Source organism: Hydrogenophaga sp. (assembly GCF_030158645.1).
Taxonomy (GTDB): Bacteria; Pseudomonadota; Gammaproteobacteria; order Burkholderiales; family Burkholderiaceae_C; genus Hydrogenophaga.
Map to the genome: position 1 here is coordinate 1 of NZ_JAOASO010000026.1, position 20,300 is coordinate 20,300.

The 20,300-nt window shown below is 66.4% G+C and carries 23 protein-coding genes and 1 tRNA gene; 11 read left to right on the plus strand and 13 right to left on the minus strand.

Annotated elements, in window-relative coordinates; genetic code table 11:
* Window positions 1-62 precede the first annotated feature (62 nt).
* From Q1W68_RS02445 to Q1W68_RS02460, 4 genes are all read right to left on the minus strand, one after another.
* Window positions 63-602 carry an isochorismatase family protein gene (locus Q1W68_RS02445; RefSeq protein WP_300655693.1) on the minus strand — a complete coding sequence of 180 codons (540 nt, stop codon included), beginning with the start codon at window positions 600-602 and terminating at the stop codon, window positions 63-65.
* A gap of 43 nt (window positions 603-645) precedes the next feature.
* Window positions 646-1,131, minus strand: a complete 486-nt coding sequence (locus tag Q1W68_RS02450; protein ID WP_300655695.1) for a GNAT family N-acetyltransferase — start codon at window positions 1,129-1,131, stop codon at window positions 646-648.
* Window positions 1,132-1,136: 5 nt separating this feature from the next.
* A complete protein-coding gene (locus Q1W68_RS02455; RefSeq protein WP_300655697.1) occupies window positions 1,137-1,535 on the minus strand; it encodes a PPC domain-containing DNA-binding protein in 399 nt (132 codons plus the stop codon).
* A gap of 89 nt (window positions 1,536-1,624) precedes the next feature.
* Window positions 1,625-1,891, minus strand: coding sequence for a hypothetical protein (locus tag Q1W68_RS02460; protein ID WP_300655699.1), 267 nt, complete (start codon window positions 1,889-1,891; stop codon window positions 1,625-1,627).
* A gap of 118 nt (window positions 1,892-2,009) precedes the next feature.
* Between Q1W68_RS02460 and Q1W68_RS02465 the strand changes: the two genes are divergently transcribed.
* The 6 genes from Q1W68_RS02465 to Q1W68_RS02490 all read left to right on the plus strand — a co-directional run bounded on the left by Q1W68_RS02465 (window position 2,010) and on the right by Q1W68_RS02490 (window position 6,858).
* A complete protein-coding gene (locus Q1W68_RS02465; RefSeq protein ID WP_300659915.1) occupies window positions 2,010-3,071 on the plus strand; it encodes a histone deacetylase family protein in 1,062 nt (353 codons plus the stop codon).
* A gap of 232 nt (window positions 3,072-3,303) precedes the next feature.
* Window positions 3,304-4,251, plus strand: a complete 948-nt coding sequence (locus tag Q1W68_RS02470; RefSeq protein WP_300659918.1) for a DUF3034 family protein — start codon at window positions 3,304-3,306, stop codon at window positions 4,249-4,251.
* Window positions 4,252-4,274: 23 nt separating this feature from the next.
* Window positions 4,275-4,751, plus strand: coding sequence for a group 1 truncated hemoglobin (locus Q1W68_RS02475; RefSeq protein ID WP_300652557.1), 477 nt, complete (start codon window positions 4,275-4,277; stop codon window positions 4,749-4,751).
* Window positions 4,752-4,770: 19 nt separating this feature from the next.
* The gene (locus Q1W68_RS02480) at window positions 4,771-5,427 is read left to right on the plus strand and encodes a plastocyanin (protein WP_300652558.1); all 657 of its coding nucleotides are present in this window, start codon (window positions 4,771-4,773) and stop codon (window positions 5,425-5,427) included.
* A gap of 68 nt (window positions 5,428-5,495) precedes the next feature.
* Window positions 5,496-6,068, plus strand: a complete 573-nt coding sequence (locus Q1W68_RS02485) for a sigma-70 family RNA polymerase sigma factor (RefSeq protein ID WP_300652560.1) — start codon at window positions 5,496-5,498, stop codon at window positions 6,066-6,068.
* A gap of 10 nt (window positions 6,069-6,078) precedes the next feature.
* The gene (locus Q1W68_RS02490) at window positions 6,079-6,858 is read left to right on the plus strand and encodes an anti-sigma factor (protein WP_300652562.1); all 780 of its coding nucleotides are present in this window, start codon (window positions 6,079-6,081) and stop codon (window positions 6,856-6,858) included.
* An 18-nt stretch (window positions 6,859-6,876) separates the two neighbouring features.
* On the opposite strand, the gene queF is transcribed toward Q1W68_RS02490, so the two are convergent.
* From queF to yaaA, 4 genes are read right to left on the minus strand one after another with little or no spacing between them, the layout of a single operon-like run.
* Complete coding sequence (queF, locus tag Q1W68_RS02495; RefSeq protein WP_300715519.1) at window positions 6,877-7,728, minus strand: NADPH-dependent 7-cyano-7-deazaguanine reductase QueF; 852 nt, start codon at window positions 7,726-7,728, stop codon at window positions 6,877-6,879.
* The gene (locus Q1W68_RS02500; RefSeq protein WP_366146689.1) at window positions 7,725-8,654 is read right to left on the minus strand and encodes an alpha/beta hydrolase; all 930 of its coding nucleotides are present in this window, start codon (window positions 8,652-8,654) and stop codon (window positions 7,725-7,727) included. Before Q1W68_RS02500 ends, queF begins: the two co-directional genes overlap by 4 nt.
* 1 nt (window position 8,655) lies before the next feature.
* The gene (locus Q1W68_RS02505) at window positions 8,656-9,513 is read right to left on the minus strand and encodes a 2OG-Fe(II) oxygenase (RefSeq protein WP_300655089.1); all 858 of its coding nucleotides are present in this window, start codon (window positions 9,511-9,513) and stop codon (window positions 8,656-8,658) included.
* Window positions 9,514-9,523: 10 nt separating this feature from the next.
* The gene (gene yaaA / locus Q1W68_RS02510; protein WP_300659927.1) at window positions 9,524-10,300 is read right to left on the minus strand and encodes a peroxide stress protein YaaA; all 777 of its coding nucleotides are present in this window, start codon (window positions 10,298-10,300) and stop codon (window positions 9,524-9,526) included.
* A gap of 231 nt (window positions 10,301-10,531) precedes the next feature.
* Between yaaA and Q1W68_RS02515 the strand changes: the two genes are divergently transcribed.
* The 4 genes from Q1W68_RS02515 to Q1W68_RS02530 all read left to right on the plus strand — a co-directional run bounded on the left by Q1W68_RS02515 (window position 10,532) and on the right by Q1W68_RS02530 (window position 16,140).
* Entirely contained in the window at window positions 10,532-11,143 is a 612-nt protein-coding gene (locus Q1W68_RS02515) for a VOC family protein (protein WP_300652807.1), read from the plus strand.
* Between the two features lie 89 nt (window positions 11,144-11,232).
* Entirely contained in the window at window positions 11,233-12,957 is a 1,725-nt protein-coding gene (locus tag Q1W68_RS02520; RefSeq protein ID WP_300652804.1) for an FAD-dependent oxidoreductase, read from the plus strand.
* Window positions 12,954-13,151 carry a DUF2783 domain-containing protein gene (locus Q1W68_RS02525; protein WP_300652801.1) on the plus strand — a complete coding sequence of 66 codons (198 nt, stop codon included), beginning with the start codon at window positions 12,954-12,956 and terminating at the stop codon, window positions 13,149-13,151. The genes Q1W68_RS02520 and Q1W68_RS02525 overlap by 4 nt, the downstream gene beginning before the upstream one ends.
* 85 nt (window positions 13,152-13,236) lie before the next feature.
* Window positions 13,237-16,140 carry a valine--tRNA ligase gene (locus tag Q1W68_RS02530; protein ID WP_300715520.1) on the plus strand — a complete coding sequence of 968 codons (2,904 nt, stop codon included), beginning with the start codon at window positions 13,237-13,239 and terminating at the stop codon, window positions 16,138-16,140.
* Window positions 16,141-16,308: 168 nt separating this feature from the next.
* Here the strand turns inward: Q1W68_RS02530 and Q1W68_RS02535 are convergent, their stop codons facing one another.
* The 4 genes from Q1W68_RS02535 to cysM all read right to left on the minus strand — a co-directional run bounded on the left by Q1W68_RS02535 (window position 16,309) and on the right by cysM (window position 19,126).
* Window positions 16,309-17,349: an NAD(P)-dependent oxidoreductase gene (locus Q1W68_RS02535; RefSeq protein WP_300715521.1), complete on the minus strand. Its 1,041-nt coding sequence runs from the start codon at window positions 17,347-17,349 to the stop codon at window positions 16,309-16,311.
* Window positions 17,350-17,374: 25 nt separating this feature from the next.
* Entirely contained in the window at window positions 17,375-17,602 is a 228-nt protein-coding gene (locus tag Q1W68_RS02540) for a sulfurtransferase TusA family protein (RefSeq protein ID WP_300659933.1), read from the minus strand.
* A 64-nt stretch (window positions 17,603-17,666) separates the two neighbouring features.
* Entirely contained in the window at window positions 17,667-18,215 is a 549-nt protein-coding gene (locus Q1W68_RS02545) for an NUDIX domain-containing protein (protein ID WP_300653386.1), read from the minus strand.
* Window positions 18,216-18,223: 8 nt separating this feature from the next.
* The gene (gene cysM, locus Q1W68_RS02550; protein WP_300715522.1) at window positions 18,224-19,126 is read right to left on the minus strand and encodes a cysteine synthase CysM; all 903 of its coding nucleotides are present in this window, start codon (window positions 19,124-19,126) and stop codon (window positions 18,224-18,226) included.
* A 39-nt stretch (window positions 19,127-19,165) separates the two neighbouring features.
* Between cysM and Q1W68_RS02555 the strand changes: the two genes are divergently transcribed.
* Window positions 19,166-19,250 (plus strand) — tRNA-Leu (locus Q1W68_RS02555).
* A gap of 46 nt (window positions 19,251-19,296) precedes the next feature.
* Here Q1W68_RS02555 and Q1W68_RS02560 read toward each other — a convergent pair.
* Window positions 19,297-20,226 (minus strand): SDR family oxidoreductase, encoded by a 930-nt coding sequence (locus Q1W68_RS02560; protein ID WP_300715523.1) that lies wholly within the window; start codon window positions 20,224-20,226, stop codon window positions 19,297-19,299.
* Between the last annotated feature and the right edge of the window lie 74 nt (window positions 20,227-20,300).

The window sequence follows — 20,300 nt, forward strand, 5'->3', positions numbered from 1 at the left end:
CGGGCGATTTCACGCCGCTCTCGGCCCTGCAGTCGTTCAAGGCGTTGGGCTGAGCGAGCGGCTCAGGCGCCCACTTGAAGATCGGCGCTGGCCACCGCCAGCACACGTGGCCCGAAGCTGGTGATGTTGGTCAAGGTGGCGTTGTGGTGATCGATCACCTGACGCAGCGAGAGCACCGCGTTGCCGGCCGAGGTGTCGCCGTCAGACACCAGCGTCACCGGGTAGCCCAGCGCCAGTGCGCGTCGGGTGGTGGTGTCGACACAAAACTCGCTGTGCATGCCGCAAACGATCAGCCTGGTCACGCCGTGCGCCTTGAGGAGCGCGTCGAGGTCGGTGCCCTGGAAGGCGTCCGGTGTGGTCTTGCGCACGCGCCAATCACCCGGCTCCGCCTGCAAACCATCGGCCAGTTGCCATTCGCGGCTGGCGTGCTCCAGGTAGCCAGCCACGGACTCGTGCTGGATGAACACCACCGGCGCCCGCGCAGCGCGGGCCCGGACCGCCACCTGGTTGATGCGCGCGATCACCGCATCGGACTCGAAGGCGCGGCCCTCACCTTCGCACAGGCCTCGTTGAACGTCGATGATGAGCAGCGTGGTTTTCATGCGTTTGAGACGGAGGTGTTCAGGGTGAACCGCTTGCGCGGGGTCAAGCCATGGTGTGCGTGAAAAGTTGTTCGTTGACTTCCTTGCCCCACCGCGACCCCCGCTGCGTTTGCGCCAGCACGAAGCCGTGCTTCTCGTACAGGTGGCGCGCCGCGTGCAGTTCGTCGAACGTCCAGAGGAACACCTTGCGGTAACCGCGCTCGCGGAAGAAGTCCATGGCGGTGGCCAGCAGTTGGGTCCCCACGCCCTGGCCCCGCGCAGCGTCGGACGTGATGAACCACCGCAGGTGTGCTCCCGCCGTGTCGTGGTGCGCGCCATCGATGATCACCGAGCCCTGGATGCCGGTGGCGTTTTCGGCCAGCCAGAGTCCGTCGCGGCGGGCATCGAAACGCAGGCAGAAAGCCGCCAGCTCGGTGGCCACCTTGGCCTCGAACGGGGCGCCAAAACCAACCGTTCGCGCATAGAAGCTGGCGTGCATGTCCACCACACGACCGATGCAACCAGGCAGGTAACCCGAGTGGATGTTCATGTTGTTCACGGGAGGGGCCGAACCACCAGTTCGTTGAATCCGGTGGCCGGATCGTGCTCGCGGGTGAGCGTGCCGTTCGGCAGCAGCGCCAACAGGATCTCGGCGGTGGTCCTCACGGTGCTGCCGTGGCCCAGGTGCCCGCCGAACACACGACCCGATGCATCGGACATCGACACGTGCAGGTGTGCACCGGCCGCGCTCAACGTGCCGGACAGGCTCACGATCTCCAGCGGCCCGGCGAGCGTCACGTTGTCGGGAGCGTCGGCGTACCGAAGGCTGGCCTCCACGAGGCTGCCGATGCCGGCCACCACAAAGGCGGCGTCGGTGCCGTGGCTGGCCGGGAGCGCTTCCAGAGCGCGCCGCAGATCGGTTCCGGGGGAGAGTCGAAGAGGGACGAGCAGCATGAAGTGGCTGAGGTTCGGCTGGTTGGGTGGTCAATGTCGGCAGGCGAACAGAGAACCGCCCGACCCCAGATGCCAAGAGGGGCAAATCCTCATCTCGACTGCTTCCATGCGACACGAAGCTTTCGTGGACCCTTGGCAAGAAATGACTCCATGTTTTCAATCACTTCTTTGCGTCTCGCCTCATCGGCGGGAATGTCAAGTTCCCACAGAAGAACATCTCCATGGACGTCGTACTCGACGACAACGGAAAACTGACCTTGAGCATCTTCGTACCGCAGTGTCTTGCAATACATGTGCAAGGGTTCGATGCTGACGGTGCAGGCTTGCGGGGACAAAGGTTTGAACATGGCGTGCATCTCTGAAGCTCAACCAGCAAACAGGTGGAGGTGCTGCCCATCAGCGCTGGTTTTGAATCATTCTGCATGCGTTTGGAGATACAACACACGCATACCACAACCAGAATCCAACCCCTCCATGAAAACCTTCCACAACCCCCACCACGCCGCCCACGCCGGCCAGCAAGAAATGTTTCGCGGCCGCCTGGTGCCTTGCCACGAGGTGCCCGCGCGGCTGGACTTTGTACTGGCCGAGCTGCAGCGCCGCCCACTCGGTGCGCTGCAAACACCCAAGGTGGACGACGCCACGCTGGACGCTGCGATCGGCCGCGTGCACAGCGCACGCTATGTGGACTTTCTGCGTGGGGCCTGGGCCGAGTGGGTGGCCATGGACCCGAGCAACGCCGCGCGCGATGCCCTGCCCTCGGTGTGGCCGCTGCCCAACCGCCATGGCTTTCGCAACGACGTGTTGCCCACCAACTTTGCGGCGCGCCTGGGCCTCTTCAGCTTCGATTCGGGCTCACCGCTCACGGCGGGCACCTGGGTTGCAGCGCGCGGCGGGGCCGCTTGCGCGCTGGCGGCGGCGCGGGACGTGGCCGCTGGTGCGCGCAGCGCGTTGGCACTTTCTCGTCCCCCGGGACACCATGCCGGGCCCGATTTTTTCGGTGGTTATTGTTTCTTGAACAACGCGGCCATCGCAGCGCAGGCGCTGCGCGCCGCGGGCCACGCCCAAGTGGCGGTGCTGGACGTGGACTACCACCACGGCAACGGCACACAGACCATCTTTTACGAGCGGGCCGACGTGTTGACCGTTTCCATCCATGGCGACCCGGCCACCGAGTACCCGTTTTTTCTGGGCCACGCGGACGAGCGCGGTGCGGGTGCGGGTGCGGGTTTCAACCTCAATCTGCCGCTGCCAAGGGGCACCGGCTTCGGCACCTGGCGCGACACCCTGGACACCGCCCTGCAAGCGGTCCAGCGATTCGGCGCCACGGCCCTCGTGGTGCCCATGGGGCTGGACACCTTCGAGGGCGACCCGATCTCGGGCTTCACCCTGAAGAGCGCCGACTACTTCGCCGTGGGCAAAGCCCTGGCGGGTGCCGGGCTGCCCACGGTGTTCACGTTTGAAGGCGGCTACGCCGTGGACGCCGTGGGCACCAACGCGGTGAACCTGCTGGAAGGTTTTCAGCACGCGGCTTGAGGGCGCGCCGGGTTGTGCGCCGGCCCTTGGCAGACGGGTTCCGTGGCGCAGGGTGCTGTGAGAAGCGTCACGCCTGGCAAGCAAACCGGGCCGCCGGGCTCGAAAAACGCACGTTTTTCCATCTGAATCAACGTGAGGTGAATCCAGCAGTGGGTGTGGGCGCGTACTCAGAGGGTCAGGCCATACCGCCCCTCCCTGGGGGCTTTCGTCAACACCCCACGACCCGTTCACCATGCTGCACCCGAGAAACCTCACCACCTCCACCGCGGCGCGCTTGCTGCCCCTGGCTGCGGCCGCCGCGCTGCTGACCACATTCCCTGCCCACGCCGACACCGGCAAGCTGCTGCTCACGGGTGGTGTGAGCAGCGTCGAAGGCGCAGCGGGCGGGGGCATTTCGCCCTGGGCCGTCATCGGCAGCCAGGCCACCGAAGGCGAGGTCGGCGTGTCGGCCTACGCCAGCCGCGCCGTGACCCGGGACCACGGCCTCAGCGCCTACGGCGTGGCCGTGGGCATCCACGACCGCGTCGAACTCTCGCTGGGTCACCAGAACTTCGACACCGGTGTCACCGGCACGGCGCTGATGCTGCCGGGACTGCGCCTGAAGCAGGACATCGTGGGCGCCAAGGTGCGCGTGGCCGGCGACGCCGTGCTGGACAGCGACAGCCTCATGCCACAGATCGCCGTGGGCGTGCAGTTCAAACGCCTGCAGTCCTCCGGTCTGGACAGCACGCTCAACGCGCTGGGCGCCCAGCGCAGCGGCGCCGACGTGTACGTGAGCGCCACCAAACTCTTTCTCGCGCAAGGCATTCTGGTGAACGGCACGCTGCGCGCCACCAAGGCGAACCAGGGCGGTCTGCTGGGCTTTGGTGCCACGCTGGGCGGTGCGGACAACGGCTACGAGCTGCAGCCCGAGTTCTCGGTCGCCTACCTGATCAACAGCAAGCTGGCGGTGGGTTTTGAGTACCGCGGCATGCCCAACAAACTGCAGCGCGCTGGACAGGCCGCCGGCTTGAGCGACGGCCTTCGCGCCGACGACTGGAAAGACATCTTCATCGCCTACGCACCGAGCAAGAACGTCTCGCTCACCGCCGCCTACGTGGACCTGGGTCGCATCGTTCCGGCCACCACCGGTGGGCGCAAACAGACCGGCGTGTACCTCTCGGCCCAGATCGCTTTCTGAACCTTTCCCCTTTGAGCCTCACCATGAAAAACCTCATCACCTCCGCCGCCCTCACCCTGCTGGCCCTGGCCAGCGGTGCCACGCTCGCCCAGTCCATGCGGCCCGCGCCGTCGGCCGCCAGTGCCTACCCCGTGGCACCGGCCGCCGGTCTCTACCAGGCCTTTGGCGAAGAAGCCGGCATCCGCAGCCTCATGGACGACTTCGTGGTGCGCCTCAAGGCGGACCCACGCATCGGCGAGCAGTTCCAGGACACCAACCTGACCAACCTGGCGAAGTCGCTCAGCGACCAGCTCTGCCAGCTCTCGGGCGGCCCCTGTGTCTACAAGGGCCCCGACATGAAGACCGCACATGCCGACCGCGACACAACGCGCGCCCAGTTCAACGCGCTGGTGGAAGTGCTGCAGCAAAGCATGAACGCGCGCGGCATTCCGTTCACCCGTCAGAACCAGATGCTGGCCCTGCTGGCGCCCATGCACCGCGACGTGGTCACCGTTCGCTGAAACACCCCCGGGACCCACCATGACACGCTCGCACACCGCCGCATGGCTGATCGCCGCTGCCCTGTTGCCCCTGGCCGCCCAGGCCGCCACCGTGCAGGTGACGGTGCTCGGTCGCGACGGCAAACCCCTGGCCGACGCGGTGGTGGTCATCGAGCCCGGCGCGGGCGCCAGGCCGGCGGCACCGGCACCGGTCTCCGCCGTCATCAACCAGCAAAAAATGCAGTTCTTGCCCGGCACCATGGTGCTGCCGGTGGGCTCCAAGGTGACCTTCACCAACCTGGACTCGTGGGAACACCACGTCCGTGGGACGCCCGCGGGCCTGGCTTCCCTGAACCCGGGCACCCAGCCCGGGTTTGAACTGCGCCTGGACGGAAAAGTCGACGGCAAGGAACCCGCGAGCGCCGAGGTCACGCTGAGCAAGGCGGGTGGGGTGCAGCTCGGCTGCCACCTGCACGGCTCCATGCGCGGTTTCATCTTCGTGGCCGACTCACCCTGGACGCTGCAGACCGACGCCAACGGCGTGGCCACCTTGCAAGGCGTGCCCGAGGGCGCTGCCAAGGTGCGCGTGGTGCACGCCGACCAGATCCTCGAAGGTCCGCCCGTGGCCGTCAACATCACGTCCGTCACGGCCCTGAGCCTGCCCACGCAGGTGCAGCCACGTCGACGCCGGCCATGAACATGACGCCCGCTTTCCACCAAGCCCCGGTGTGGGCATGGGGCCAAGCGGTGCAGCACAATGCCTGCATGAGCGCACAACCCGATGACCTGCTGATGGACTTGATCGACCGCGTCGCCCGGCGCGACGAAGCCGCCCTCAAGGCCCTCTACGACCTGACCTCGTCCAAGCTGTATGGCCTGTCCATGCGCGTGGTCGGCAAGGCCGAATGGGCCGAAGACGCGCTGCAGGAAACTTTTCTGCAGATCTGGCGCAGCGCGGGCGATTACCGCGCCTCGCTCAGCCCACCCATGGCGTGGTTGGGGCTGATCGTGCGCAGCCGTTCGCTCGACTACCTGCGCCGGCGCAGTGCCGAACGCATTCACCTCACCGACGAAATCGACGACGCGATGTCCGACACCCTGGAAGGCGATTCGCCCAACCCGATGGACACCACGCTGGCCAGCCAACAGGCCTGGGCGCTGCACCAGTGCCTGGGCCAGCTGGAGAACCGCCAGCGCGAGGTGGTGAGCCTGGCCTACCTGCGCGACCTGAGCCACGGCGAACTGGCCGAGCAGCTCAGCCTGCCCCTGGGCACGGTGAAGACCTGGATCCGCCGTGGACTGGACCAGCTGCGCACCTGCATGTCGCGCTTTGCGTGAAGAGACCGTCATGAACCTGATCCAACACCCCGAACTGCTCGACCGGCTGGCCGCGGCCCATGCGCTGGGCACCTTGCGCGGGGGCGCCCGCCGCCGCTTCGAAGCCATGGCGCGCGAGCAAGCCCCGGTGCGCGCCGCCGCCCTGGTGTGGCAAAGCCGCGTGGCCAGCATGAACGAGCTTCAAACGCCGCAGCAACCCGCGCCCGCCGTGTGGACGCGCATTGAAAACCTGGTGCAGGGCGAGCGCCAGCAGCAGGCCATGGCCGCTGCGCGCGCCCCAGCTGTGAAGCCCCAGCCCGGCGGCTGGTTGCGCAGTCTCGCGCTGTGGCGCGGCGCCGCCGGTGCCGGCGCACTGGCCACGGTGTTCGCCATCGTCACGGCCGTCGGCCTGCGCGACAACCTCGGTGCGCAGATCGACGAACTGCAGGCCCAACTCTCGGCCACCCCGCAGATCGAATACGTGGCGGTGCTCAACGACGACCAGGCCAGTGCTTCGATGCTGGTCACCTTCGACCCGAAGAACGGCAAACTCACGCTTCAGCGCGTGGGTGGTTTCCAGGAAGCGAGCGACAAGTCGCTGCAGCTCTGGGCCCTGCCGCCCTCGGGTGGCCCGCGCTCGCTCGGCGTGCTGAGTCAGGAGCGCCTGTTGCAACTCACCGCGGGGGCGGGTGACGTGCGCGAAGTGCCCACCCTGGCCATCAGCCTGGAACCCAAGGGCGGTGTGCCCAGCGAACGCGGACCGACCGGACCGGTGCTGTTCAAGGGTGCGCTGATCCAGAAGATGCTCTGAACCCGCAACGCCGCGCGGTCACTGCCGCGCCGTGCGCACGTTCGCCGGTGGCGACTGCGGGTGGCTGGTGCGCCAGGGGTTGATGTCCAGCCCGCCACGGCGCGTGTAGCGCGCGTACACCGCCAGCTTGGTGGGCTTGCAGCGTGCCAGCACATCCATGTAGATGCGCTCCACGCACTGCTCGTGGAATTCGTTGTGGTTGCGGAAACTCACGATGTACTGCAGCAGCCCGGCCTGGTCGATCTGCGGGCCGCTGTAACTGATCTGCACGCTGCCCCAGTCGGGCTGGCCGGTCACCAGGCAATTGCTCTTGAGCAGGTGGCTCACCAGGATTTCGTCGACCGGTTTTTCGTCGAACGCAGCGGTGAGCAGCTCCGGCGCGGGCTGGTAGCGCGTGCACTCCACATCGAGCCGGTCGATCGACAGACCGGCCAGTTCCTGAACCTTCTCGCGCTCCAGCTGTTCGGGCAACAGCAGCCTTACGCCGGCGCTGGACTGCAGGCTGCCGCCGTGCCAGATGGCGGCGCTCACGTCCGTGCGGATGCGGTCTCGCACCGCGTCGGCGCTGGCAAACGCGGTGTTGTTGAAGCTGTTGAGGTAGAGCTTGAACGACTTGCTCTCCACGATGTGCGTGCTCTCGCAGGGAATGGTGATGTGGGCCAGGGCCACCTGCGGTTTGCCACGCGGGTTCAGCCAGCTGAGCTCGAACGCGGTCCACAGGTCGGCACCGAGAAACGGCACGCTGCCGGTGATGCCGATCTCGCGGCGTTTGGTCTCGCGCGGCAGGGGAAACAGCAGGCCGGCGTCGTACTGGTCCACGTAGGCCGAGGCCTGGCCAAGCTGCGATTGTTCGGGGGTGTTCTGGGTCATGTCGGGGCGGTGTTTGAGGCGCTGGTTGCGAAGGCCTGCGCGGCCTGGAGGTGCGGAACGATGTGGTCGGCCAGCAAGGCGGCCACGCCGGGCGGCCAGTCGTGGCCCATGCCGTCGATGGACTCGAAGCGTGCACCGGCGATGCGGGCGGCGGTGTCCTGGCCACAGGCCAGCGGCACCAGGGGATCCGCCGTGCCGTGCAGGACGAGCGTGGGGCACGCGATGCCTCTGAGCACGGTGTGGCGACCGGTGTCGGACGCCACGGCAAGCAACTGCCTCGCCACACCGGCGGGGTTGTGGCTGCGCAACGCATCGGCCAGCACGCGTTGCTCGAACGCCGGCACATCTTGCGGGAACGCCGGGCTGCCGATCAGGCGGAACAGGTGGAGTGCGTGCGCTGCCACGTGCTCGGGGCGCCGGCTGCGTGGGCGTTTGAGCAGGGCACGGGTGACAGGCGGGCGCGGGCCCGGCAGACCGGGCGCACCGCTGGAACTCATGACGCTGGTGAGGCTGAGCACGCGCTGGGGCACGGTGGCGGCCACGCGCTGCGAGATCATGCCGCCCATGGACACGCCCACCAGGTGGGCGCGCTGCACGCCCAGCGCATCGAGCAGCCCGATGGTGTCCAGCGCCATGTCTTGCAGGCTGTAAGGCGATCGGATCGGCAGACCCAGGCGGGAGCGCACCAGCTGCCAGCCGATGTTGGGCACGCCCAGGTGGTCCAGCTGGGTGGAGAGACCGATGTCGCGGTTGTCGAAACGGATGACGCGGTAGCCGGCCTGCACGATGGCCTGCACCAGCGAGGTGGGCCAGGCCGTGAGTTGCATGCCCAGGCCCATGGTGAGCACCACGGCGGGGGCACGCTCGTCACCGTCGCTCTCGAATTCGAGGCGCAGGCCGTTGTGGGTGATGTTCAAGGCGGGCATGTCAGATGAACTCGCGTTCGCGCAGCCACTTGGTGGCGACCCATTTGTCACCCTCGATCACGGGCGCGCCGCCGTGCAACGTGCGGGTGGACGGGTGCGGCCGGTCGTAGCTGAAAAACACGGCGTTGCCGCGCACGGGTGCCACTTCCAGCCCCGCGTCGGGAAAGGTGGTGCCGCCGCCGCGCGCAGGTTCGCTCAGGTACATCACCAGCGTGGCCAGGCGTTGCCCGCCGCGCTTGAGGATGTTGGGCGTGCCGGGTTCGTCGGGGTCGAAGTAGTCGTAGTGCGGCTTGTACTCGGCGCCAGGGCGGTAGTGCAACACCTGCAGGCCTTCGCCGTGTTCCACCGGCCAGTTCAGCAGACGGGCGATGCGCGCCTCGATGCGCGCGACCTCGGGCGTCTGCCCACGCGCGAAAAACGTGCCGCTGCTGGTGCGGTCGGGGTTGAGCTCCTCGCCGCCTGTCTTGGTGGCCACGGTGAGCGAGCGCGCCAGTTGCGGGCGGGCCGATTCGATCAGCGCATCGCATTCGTCGGCACCCAGCAGGTTGCCCAGCACCACCACCCGCGGTTGGCTGAGGGAGGCAATCACCTGGACCATGCGATCGCCCGCGTCGATCTGGCGGGGCGATCGGCTCAGATCGAGGTCGGGCAGGTGCCGGGCGCCTTCGCGGCGCAGCACCGGGGTGGACCGATGCGGGGCGGTCGCCGGCTCTTTCCAGGTGGCCTGCAGCGCCTTGAGCGCCACCGACTCCTGCCAACCCGACGCCACCATGGAGGCCATCACCGTCTCGCGCGAGAACCCGGCCGCGGCCTGCTCCACGATCCACTGGCGCAATTCGATGGTGACGGACTGGTTCATGGCAGGGCCTTCAGGCTTTGGCCTCGCGGCGGAACACGAGGCGGTCAGGTCCGGAGGCGGCGGCGTTGAACCGGTAGCCTTCGAGGTCAAAGTGTTTGAGCTGATCGGGTGTGCTGACCCGTTGCTGCACCGCATACCGCACCATGAGACCGCGCGCGCGTTTGGCCATGAAGCTGATGATCTTGTACCCGTCGGCCTTGCGCTCTTCAAACACGCAGGTGACCACGCGCGGCAGCAGCACCTTGCGGTCCACCGACTTGAAGTATTCCTCGCTGGCGAGGTTCACCACCACCGGACTCACGTCGGCCCGGGCGCGTTCGTTGAGGTGGTCGGCGATGGTGCGGCCCCAGAACGCATAGAGGTTCTTGCCGTGGCTGGTGGCCAGGCGGGTGCCCATTTCCAAACGGTAGGGCTGCATGAGGTCGAGCGGACGCAGCACGCCATACAGGCCACTCAGGATGCACAGGTGTTGCTGCAGCCAGTCAAGATCGGGCTCGGCCAGCGTCTTCGCGTCGAGCCCGCCGTAGACGTCGCCGTCAAAAGCCAGCACCGCCTGCTTGGAATTCCGGGTGTTGAACTGGGGGCGCCAGGCCTGGTAGCGCGCCACGTTCAAGCCCGAGAGCGTGTCCGACAGGCTCATGAGTTCGGCGATCTGCTGCGGCGACTGTTCGCGCAGCACATCGATCAGCTCGGCCGCCCGTTTCACGAACAGGGGCTGGGTGTGGGTGGCCACGTGGGGTGGCGTCTCGTGGTCGAGCGCCTTGGCGGGAGAGATCAGGAAGAGCATGCTGTGAAGACGGGAGGAGGCGGGGGTCTGGACCACGGACGGTGGCCGGCTCGGACAGGTGGAATGCGCCCCAGAGGCGCTGACGATTATCGCCAACGCCATACCTTGCCAGACAGCATCCAGGCCCCGGTGGTCAAGCGGCAAACTGGAGTGAAACGCAAGTGCTTACGATTACGATAAGAGAAATGCATTGCATAATGTTGAATCGCTTTGGCTTTTGAGGAGACCTTCATGAACGCATCCACCTTGCCCGCCCCGGCACCGATCCAGCAGCTGCACCACTACGCCCACCGGGCGAAAGACGCCGAGGAAACGCGCCGCTTCTACGAGGACATCCTGGGTCTGCCGCTGTACCACATCATCCAGAGCGATCACGTGCCCAGCACGGGCGAGTACTGCCCGTACACCCATTTTTTCTTCCGCCTGCAGGACGGCTCGTTCATCGCCTTTTTCGACCTCGGAGACGACGAGGCCGCGCTGCCGAGCCCGAACACGCCGAAGTGGGTGAACCACATCAGCTTTCGCGTGAACACCGAGCAGGAGTTGGAGAACACCAAGGCTCGCCTGGAGGCCAGCGGCATCGAGGTGCTGGGTGTGACGGACCACCACATCTTCAAGAGCATCTACTTCTTCGACCCCAACGGCATCCGCCTGGAGCTCACGGCGCAGCTGGCCGACGAGTTCGAGATGCTGGAAGAGAGCAAGACAGCGCACGCGCGGCTGGCCGAATGGAACAAACGCAAGGAACAGTGGCGGCGCGAGCGGGCCGAAGGCAAGACCGCGGCACCGCTGAAGCCGCAGCAGAACGACCGGCCTGAAGTTGGCGGGCTTGTGAAGGGCTGATTTTTTGGCGTTGGCGTGGGTGCCACCGTTGTGCCCCGCACCACCGATGCGCGAAACAAGGCGAAACGAAACACGAGGAGCAAGACTTCATGACCGCGTACCGCGAAACAGCTCACACCAACAGCTACGAGTTCACCGCCGGCGCCGGCTACCAACTGCCCGAGTACCCGTTTGTCGAACCCCCGGAGCTGCACAGCCCCACCCCCGTGCGCCACCCGGTGGTCATCGTGGGTGGCGGCATCACCGGCCTCACGCTGGCCTGCTCGCTGGCCCAGCTCGGTGTGCGCGCGGTGCTGATCGACGAGGACAACACGGTGGGCGTCAAAGGCGCCTCGTCGCGCGGCATCTGCTACACCCAGAAGTCGCTCGAAATCTTCGAACGCCTGGGGCTGTACAAACGCATCGCAGCCAAAGGCGTGCAGTGGAGCGTGGGCCGCACCTTCGCGGGCGTTGATGAGGTCTACAGCTTTGACTTGCGTCAACAAGGCAACTTCCACCTCTCCAGCCAGCCGCCCTTCATCAACATCCAGCAGTTCTACATCGAAGGGTTTCTCGTCGAGCGCATTCAGGAACTGGGCGCGGTCGAGTTGCGATGGCAGAACCGGCTCACCGCGTTTGAACAGAACGCCGACTTCGCCACCCTCACGGTGGAGACGCCTGCCGGCAGCTACCGCATGGAAGCCGAGCAGGTGATCGACGCCACCGGCTCGAACAGCCCGCTGCGCAAATGGCTCAACGTGCCGTTTGACAGCAAGCGCGGCGATGACCGCTGGTGCATCGCCGACGTGCGCTTCACCACCCATCCACCGCAGGAGCGCCACACCTGGATCGAAGCCCCGTTCAACGACAACCGTGCGGTCTGGCAGCACCTGATGGCAGACGACGTGTGGCGCATCGACTACCAGATGGCACCCGACGCCGACCCCGCCTACGTGAGCCGCGAAGACGTGGTGCGCGAACGGCTGGCGCGCCAGTTCGGGTCCGATGTCGACGTGGAGATCGTCTGGGTCGGGCCCTACGCCTACCGCAGTGAGTGCGTGCACGCCATGCGCCACGGCCGCGTGTTCCTCATGGGGGATTCGGCCAAGGTGGTCAGCCCGTTCGGCGCCCGGGGGGGCAACACCGGTGTGGCCGACGCGGACAACCTCGCCTGGAAACTCGCCGCCGTGCTCAGCGGCAAGGCCGACGCCGCGCTGCTGGAGAGCTACAACGACGAGCGCCTGGACGCGGCACAGCAAAACGTGTGCGTGACCAACCGCACCGCGCGTTTCCTGCGCGCAGCCGAGGGAGCGGAACGTGTCTTTCGTCAAGCCGCCATCGGTCTGGCCAAACAGCATCCGTTTGCCCGCTCCCTGATCAACACCGGCCGCATGGCCGTGGCCAATCCCTATGGCCGCTCGCGTGCCTGCAGCTATGCCGCGACCAGTGCCGCAGGTCAGTCGGTGCAGAACGTGGGGTTTGCATGGGCCGACGGCTCGCAAGGCCACGTGAACGACCTGCTCAACTGGGCCCGCGGCGACCTGCTGGTGCTGGTGTTCGGCGACCTGCCGGGCGCCGAAGCGCAACGCCTGCGCCACCTGTGTCTGGACGCCCCCGTGCGCGGCGTGCAGGTGCTCGGCGCCAAGGGTGCGGCACAGGCGCTGGAGCATGTGCGCGACGCCAAAGGTCATGTGCGGGGTGCCTGCCAGGCCTCTGCGGGCGGATGGGCGCTGGTGCGCCCCGACGGCTACCTCGCGGCCACCGGAGAAACCATCAATGCCCAGTTGGTGCGGGCGATCGAACGATCCCTGGGCCTGCGCGGAGACCCAGCATGAACACCCACCCCCACTTTCAAGACGCCGACGCCTTCTACGAACAGCTGCTCGACGCCCACGCGGGGCTCAGCCGCGAGGACTCGGAGCTGCTCAACGCGCGCCTGATCCTGCTGCTGGCCAACCAGATCGGCGACGCCGCTGTGCTCAAGGCCTGCGTTGACGCCGCGCGCGACAGGCCCACCCCATCGGCCTGAGGAGCCTGTCGAATAAAATTCGCCGGTATCCCCCTTTCCCCTGACGGCATCCTGCGGGATGCCGTTTCCACTTCTGGCGCGCCCCATGACCGACACCCTGAACCAACCCGGCCTGCAATCCCTGGCCAAATCGTTCGAACCCGCTCCAATCGAGGCCCGCTGGGGCCCCGAATGGGAACAGCGCGGCTACGGCGTGGCGGGCTTTCGCGGCACGGGCGCACCCCAGGCGGACGCGCCCTCGTTCGCGATCCAGCTCCCGCCACCCAACGTGACCGGCACGCTGCACATGGGCCACGCGTTCAACCAGACCATCATGGACTCGCTCACGCGCTACCACCGCATGTCCGGCGCGAACACGGTGTGGGTGCCGGGCACCGACCACGCCGGCATTGCCACGCAGATCGTGGTGGAGCGCCAGCTGCAGGCCCAGGGCATCAGCCGCCACGACATGGGCCCCACGCCCGCCGAGGCGCGCAAGAACTTCGTGGCCAAGGTGTGGGAGTGGAAGGAAGAAAGCGGCAACACCATCACCACGCAGATGCGCCGCATGGGCGACAGCGTGGACTGGAGCCGCGAGTACTTCACCATGGACCCGAAGCTCTCGACCGTGGTCACCGAAACCTTTGTGCGCCTGTACGAACAAGGCCTGATCTACCGCGGCAAGCGCCTGGTGAACTGGGACCCGGTGCTGATGTCGGCCGTGTCCGACCTCGAAGTGGAAAGCGAGGAAGAAGACGGTTTCCTCTGGCACATCGCCTACCCGCTGAGTGATGGCAGCGGCTCCCTCACCGTGGCCACCACCCGCCCCGAAACCCTGCTGGGCGACGTGGCGGTGATGGTGCATCCGGAGGACGAGCGCTACACGCACCTGATCGGCAAGACCGTGAAGCTGCCGCTGTGCGACCGCGACATTCCGGTGATCGCCGACGACTACGTGGACCGCGCTTTCGGCACCGGCGTGGTCAAGGTCACGCCCGCGCACGATACCAACGACTACGCCGTGGGCCAACGCCACAGCCTGCCCATCATCGGCGTGCTCACGCTGCAAGCCGCCATCAACGAGAACGCGCCAGCCAAGTACCAGGGCATGGACCGGTTTGTGGCGCGCAAGGCCGTGGTGGCCGACCTGGAAGCCGCCGGCCTGCTGGTGGAGACCAAGAAACACAAGCTCATGGTGCCGCGCTGCGCGCGCACCGGCCAGGTGATCGAACCCATGCTCACCGACCAGTGGTTCGTGGCCATGCAGTCCAAGGGCAACGAGAAGAACACCAGCGGCACATCGATTGCCGACAAGGCGATTGCGGCCGTGCAGTCGGGCGAGGTCAAGTTCGTGCCCGAGAACTGGGTCAACACCTACAACCAGTGGATGAACAACATCCAGGACTGGTGCATCAGCCGCCAGCTCTGGTGGGGCCACCAGATCCCCGCCTGGTACGACGAAGCGGGCAACGTGATCGTGGCGCGCAACGAAGCCGAGGCGCAGGCGAAAGCCCCGGGTCAGACGCTCGTGCGCGACCCCGACGTGCTCGACACCTGGTACTCGTCGGCGCTGGTCCCCTTCAGCACCATGGGCTGGCCCAACCAGAAGGACGGCGCGACCGAGGACTTCAACCTCTACCTGCCCAGCACCGTGCTCGTGACGGGCTACGACATCATCTTTTTCTGGGTCGCCCGGATGATCATGATGACGACGCACTTCACCGGACGCGTGCCGTTCAAGCACGTCTACATCCACGGCCTGGTGCGCGACGCGCAGGGCCAGAAGATGAGCAAGTGCGAAGGCAACGTGCTCGACCCGGTGGACCTGATCGACGGCATTTCGCTCGCTCCCCTGCTGGACAAACGCACCACCGGCCTGCGCAAGCCCGAGACCGCGCCCAAGGTGCGCAAGCAGACCGAAAAGGAATTCCCCGAGGGCATTCCGGCGTACGGCGCCGACGCGCTGCGCTTCACCTTCGCCGCACTCGCTTCGCTGGGCCGCAGCATCAACTTTGACAGCAAGCGCTGCGAGGGCTACCGCAACTTCTGCAACAAGCTCTGGAACGCCACGCGCTTCACGCTGATGAACTGCGAGGGCCAGGACTGCGGCCTGGAAGACCACACCAAGGCCGAATGCGCGGTGGGCCAACCCTTCCACGGCTACCTCAGCTTCAGCCAGGCCGACCGCTGGATTTCTTCGCTGCTGCAGAAGACCGAGGCCGAGGTGGCGAAGGGCTTCGCCGAGTACCGGCTCGACAACGTGGCCAACACCCTCTACGACTTCGTCTGGAACGAGTTCTGCGACTGGTACCTGGAGATCGCCAAGGTGCAGATCCAGACCGGCGATGCCTCACAGCAGCGCGCCACCCGCCGCACGCTGATCCGCACGCTGGAAGCCATCCTGCGTCTGGCGCATCCGGTGATCCCCTTCATCACCGAAGAGCTGTGGCAGAAGGTCGCGCCGGTGGCCGGCCTGCCGGGAGAATCGGTGAGCATCGCGCGCTATCCGCAAGCCCAGCTCAACAAGATCGATGAGGCATCGATTGCCCACGTCACCAAGCTCAAGTCGCTGGTGGACGCCTGCCGCAACCTGCGCGGCGAGATGAGCGTGTCACCCGCCACGCGACTGCCGCTGTACGTGTTGGGTGACACTGCTTACATGCAGGCCATGGGCCCGGTGCTGCAGGGGCTGGCCAAGTTGAACGAAGTGAAGGTGTTCACCGACGAGGCCGCATGGGCCGCTGCCGCGCAGGCGGCGCCGGTGGCCGTGGTCGGCGAAGCCCGCCTGTGCCTGTTCATGGAGATCGATCTGGCGGCCGAGAAATTGCGCCTGGGCAAGGAAGCCACGCGTCTCGAAGGCGAGATCACCAAGGCCACCGCCAAGCTGTCCAACGAAGCCTTCGTGGCCAAGGCGCCACCGGCGGTGATCGATCAGGAGAGAAAACGCGTCGCCGACTTCACCGCAACGCTGGAGAAGATGCGCGAGCAGCTGCAACGGCTGGGCACTTGAGCGAGAAAGAACTCGAGAGGAAAGGCGCAGGCAAGCCTCTCCGGCGAGAGGTGCCTTGACCAAGAATGCCGCGGGACTGGCTCCGCCAGACCGCAGGCAGTGCCCCCCTTTCAAGGGGGGTCGCGCGAAGCGCGGCGGGGGGTTACGCCTGCTCTGCGCGGCGGGGGGTCAGCTCCTGTGCAACGCGATCGAGCCCCACTGCGAGGGTGTCACCGCCTGCGGATCCTCGGGCTCGCTGTACTCCAGGCTGTCCAGCACGGAAAAATCACTCACCCGCCCTTCCTGACCCACCGCGTGCGGCGAGAGGGTTTCGTGGATCCGGTGCGCCACGTACCAGCTCGCGCGCAGCTTGGCTTCGCGCGTGTGTGAACCCAGACGCGGCGTGAGATGCAGGTTGGGTATGCCGTGCAGGGGGGTGCCCTCGGCGGCGAACTGCGGGTTGGCACCATCCATCAAACAGGCGTCGATGCGCCCGTCGCACAGCGCCAGCGCCAGGGCATCGGCATCGAAGAGCGTGCTGCGGCTCACCCCCACCCAGAGTTGACCAGGCTTGCAGTGGTTGAGCAGGCGCTCGTTGATCCAGCCACGGAAACGCGAGGCATAGACCATCTGCAGCGAAATCGCGTCCGATCGCGACAGCAAGTCCTGCAAGGTGACAGGCTCGACGTTCAACTTGTTCCAGATGGAAGCAGCGTGGTGCACGGCGGGGTCGTAACCCAGCAAGCGCACGCCCAGGCTCTTGAGCATGGGTGCGAGGGTGTGGGCCACGGGCGCCAGTCCCAACAGACCCACGGTGCTGCCGGAGAGCTCCCGACCCATGCGCACCTGGGAGATCTTGCGGCCCAGCAGCGCGCTGATCATGCCGCGGCGGTACAGCATGAGCAACCCGTACAGCAGGTACTCGGCATTGGATCGCACCGTGGCGCTTCGTGCCTGCAGCACGCGCACGTTGCGCCGGGAGCAGGCATCCAGGTCGGTGTTGTCGCTGGAGATCTGCATGCGCGCCACGATCTCGAGTTTGGGCGAAAAGTTCAGGAACTCTTCGGACACCACCACGTGGGGCGGCAGCACGATGGCGCGCGTTTTGTAGGTGGCCTTGCGCAACTCCACCGGATCGTCGCCCAGCTCGGGACGGTACGTAACCTCGTGCCGCTCCTGCAGCCAGGACAGGGCCTCAGGGACCAGAGGGTCAACGAGCAGGACTTCCATGAGAGCAGGCTTGTGCAAGCCGGCTTCAGCGGCGCTTGAGCAAGGTCAAGTGTTCGTCGCCCACCGTTTGCTGCTCAACCAGCAAATTGCCGGTTTGCTTGGCAAAGGCCTGGAAATCGCGGACCGAACCGGCGTCGGTGGAAATCACCTTCAGGGTCTGGCCGCTGTGCATGTCGGCCAGCGCTTTTTTGGCTTTCAGGATGGGCAGCGGGCAGTTCAAACCGCGGGCATCAAGTTCTTTGTCGGCGTGCATGGGGACTTTCCTTGGAATGGTCCATTCTAAGCGGCGCGTCTTTTCCATGCAGCGCGCTTTCGCGCTACAGGACCGGGTCCGCAGGCCGCTGAAAGTCTTCCATGAACACCGGATCCAGGCCGCGACTGCGCAACCAGTCGGCCAGCGCAAACCCAGTGCCGGCGCGCCAGCAGCGAATGCGGACGGGATCCATGAGCTTGTATTCGACCAGCTCGGGCGAGAGCTTGACCTCGCCGTGGGCGACCGCGTGATAGGTCACGATCACCTGGTTCATGCGCTGAAAATCGTGCACACCAACCAACGTGAGTTTTGTCACGTCCAGCGATGTTTCTTCGGCGATTTCGCGACGGATGCCCTCTTCGGGCGACTCCCCGGCCTCCATGAAGCCGGTGATGAGTCCGAACATGCGGCCCGACCAGGCCGCATTGCGCGCGAGCAGGACCCGGCCATCCACTTCGACGATGGCGGCCAGCACCGGCGTGGGATTGTTCCAGTGGGTGAAGCCGCAGGCGGGGCAGCGCAGACGCTGCTTGTCCCCACCATCTTCGGCCTGCGTGATGAGCGCCAGCCCGGTGGCGCACTGGGGACAGTAGCGGAATGCGCTGGCGGACATGGCGTTCGTCAGGCGGGGAACACGCCGGTGGACAGGTATCGATCGCCGCGATCGCACACGATGAACGCAATGGTCGCGTTCTCCACCTCAGCCGCGATCTGCTGCGCCACCCAGCAAGCACCGGCCGCCGAGATGCCCGCGAAGATGCCCTCCTCCCTCGCCAGCTGCCGGCACATCGCCTCGGCATCCGATTGGCTCACGTAGACCAGCTCGTCAACCGCGCTCGGGTCATAGATCTTCGGCAGGTATTCGGTCGGCCACTTGCGGATGCCGGGAATGCGCGAGCCCTCGCTGGGCTGTGCGCCGATGATGCGCACAGCGGGGTTCTTTTCCTTCAGGAAACGCGACACGCCGGTGATGGTGCCGGTGGTGCCCATGGCGCTCACGAAGTGCGTGATGCGCCCGTCTGTCTGTGCCCAGAGTTCGGGGCCCGTGGTCTCGTAGTGCACCCGCGGGTTGTCGGCGTTGGCGAACTGGTCCAGCACACGGCCCTTGCCTTCGGCCTGCATTCTTTCAGCCAGATCGCGGGCCGATTCCATGCCGCCGCTCTTGGAGGTGAGGATGAGCTCGGCACCAAATGCCTTCATGGTCTGGGCGCGTTCGATGGACAGGTCCTCCGGCATGATCAGCACCATGCGGTAGCCCTTGATGGCCGCGGCCATGGCCAGCGCGATACCGGTGTTGCCCGAGGTGGCTTCGATCAGCGTGTCGCCGGGCTTGATCTCGCCGCGCTCCTCGGCGCGCTGGATCATCGAGACAGCGGGCCGGTCCTTCACCGAGCCGGCCGGGTTGTTGCCTTCGAGCTTGCCCAGCACCACATTGCCCCGTTGGGCGTTGGCCTGGACTCCGATGCGCTGCAGGGCCACCAGCGGGGTGTTGCCAATCGCGTCTTCAATCGTGGGGTAGTTCATCGTTTGCACTGTGCCATAATTTGCAACCCCTTTCAGAGCGCCCGGGTGGTGAAATTGGTAGACGCAGGGGACTCAAAATCCCCCGCCGCAAGGCGTGCCGGTTCGATTCCGGCCCCGGGCACCACAGAACAGGCCGCACAAGTTTCTTGTGCGGCTTTTTTGTTGTCTGTTCAGTTCCGTGAACCGGCCAGGCCTTGAGCCACGGTGGGGTAGTGCAATCGAAGACCGAGTTCTTGCCGCATGCGCCCGTTGTGCAGCCGGCGCGACTCGCTCATGAAGCTCAGCAACACCAAGGGCAGCTGGTCACCTGCCGCGTCGCGCGCCACACGCGGTGGGCGTGGCAGTCCATACAGATCGGCTGCCAGGTCGAAGTAGTCGCCCATCTTCAGCTCGGTGTCGTCCACCACGTTCACGTTGCGCTGCGGCCGCCCGCGCCACAGCGCCAGCACGCAGGCGCGCGCCAGATCGTCGGCGTGGATGTGGTTGGTGAACACATCGTCCTCGGCTCGCAGCACCGGCGTTCCGCGTCGCAAGCGTTCGCGCGGCGTGCCGCCTTCGCGGTCGGGCGCGTAAATGCCGGGGATGCGCAGCACCGTGGTGCGCACGCCGGTGGCTCGACCCAACCAGTGCACGGCGGCCTCGGCGTCCACCCTTCGCCAGGCCCTTGGTGTGAGTGGTTTCGCCGGGGTGCTCTCATCGACCCAACGGCCCTGGCAATCGCCGTACACCCCCGAGGTGGAGCCATAGACCAGCGTCGACGGCAGCGAGCGCTGGATCAAGGCGCGGGTCAGTGCCCGGGTGCGTGGGTCCAGGCGCCAGTCTGCGAGCTCCCCCGATGGCGGTGGCGCGAGGTGGAGCACCCGGGTGGCCAGACCGGCGAGGCGGCGCAGGCTCTGCGGCTGGTCCAGGTTGCCCTGCAAGGGCGTGATGCCCTGCGCGCGCAACGCGGGTGCGCGCTCTGGGCTGGAGGTCAGTGCGAGCACGCGCACACGCGGCGAGCTTCCCAGCTCGCGCGCGGCCCGTTGGCCCACGTCGCCACAACCAATGATCAACACCCGTTCACGCCGGAAGCGTGCGGGCAAAGCGCCAAGGAGGCTCATGCATTTTCCGAATTTGAGACAATGACCGGCTGCCGGACAGGCGCTGCAGTGCTGTCGGGACTCTCCATTCATCA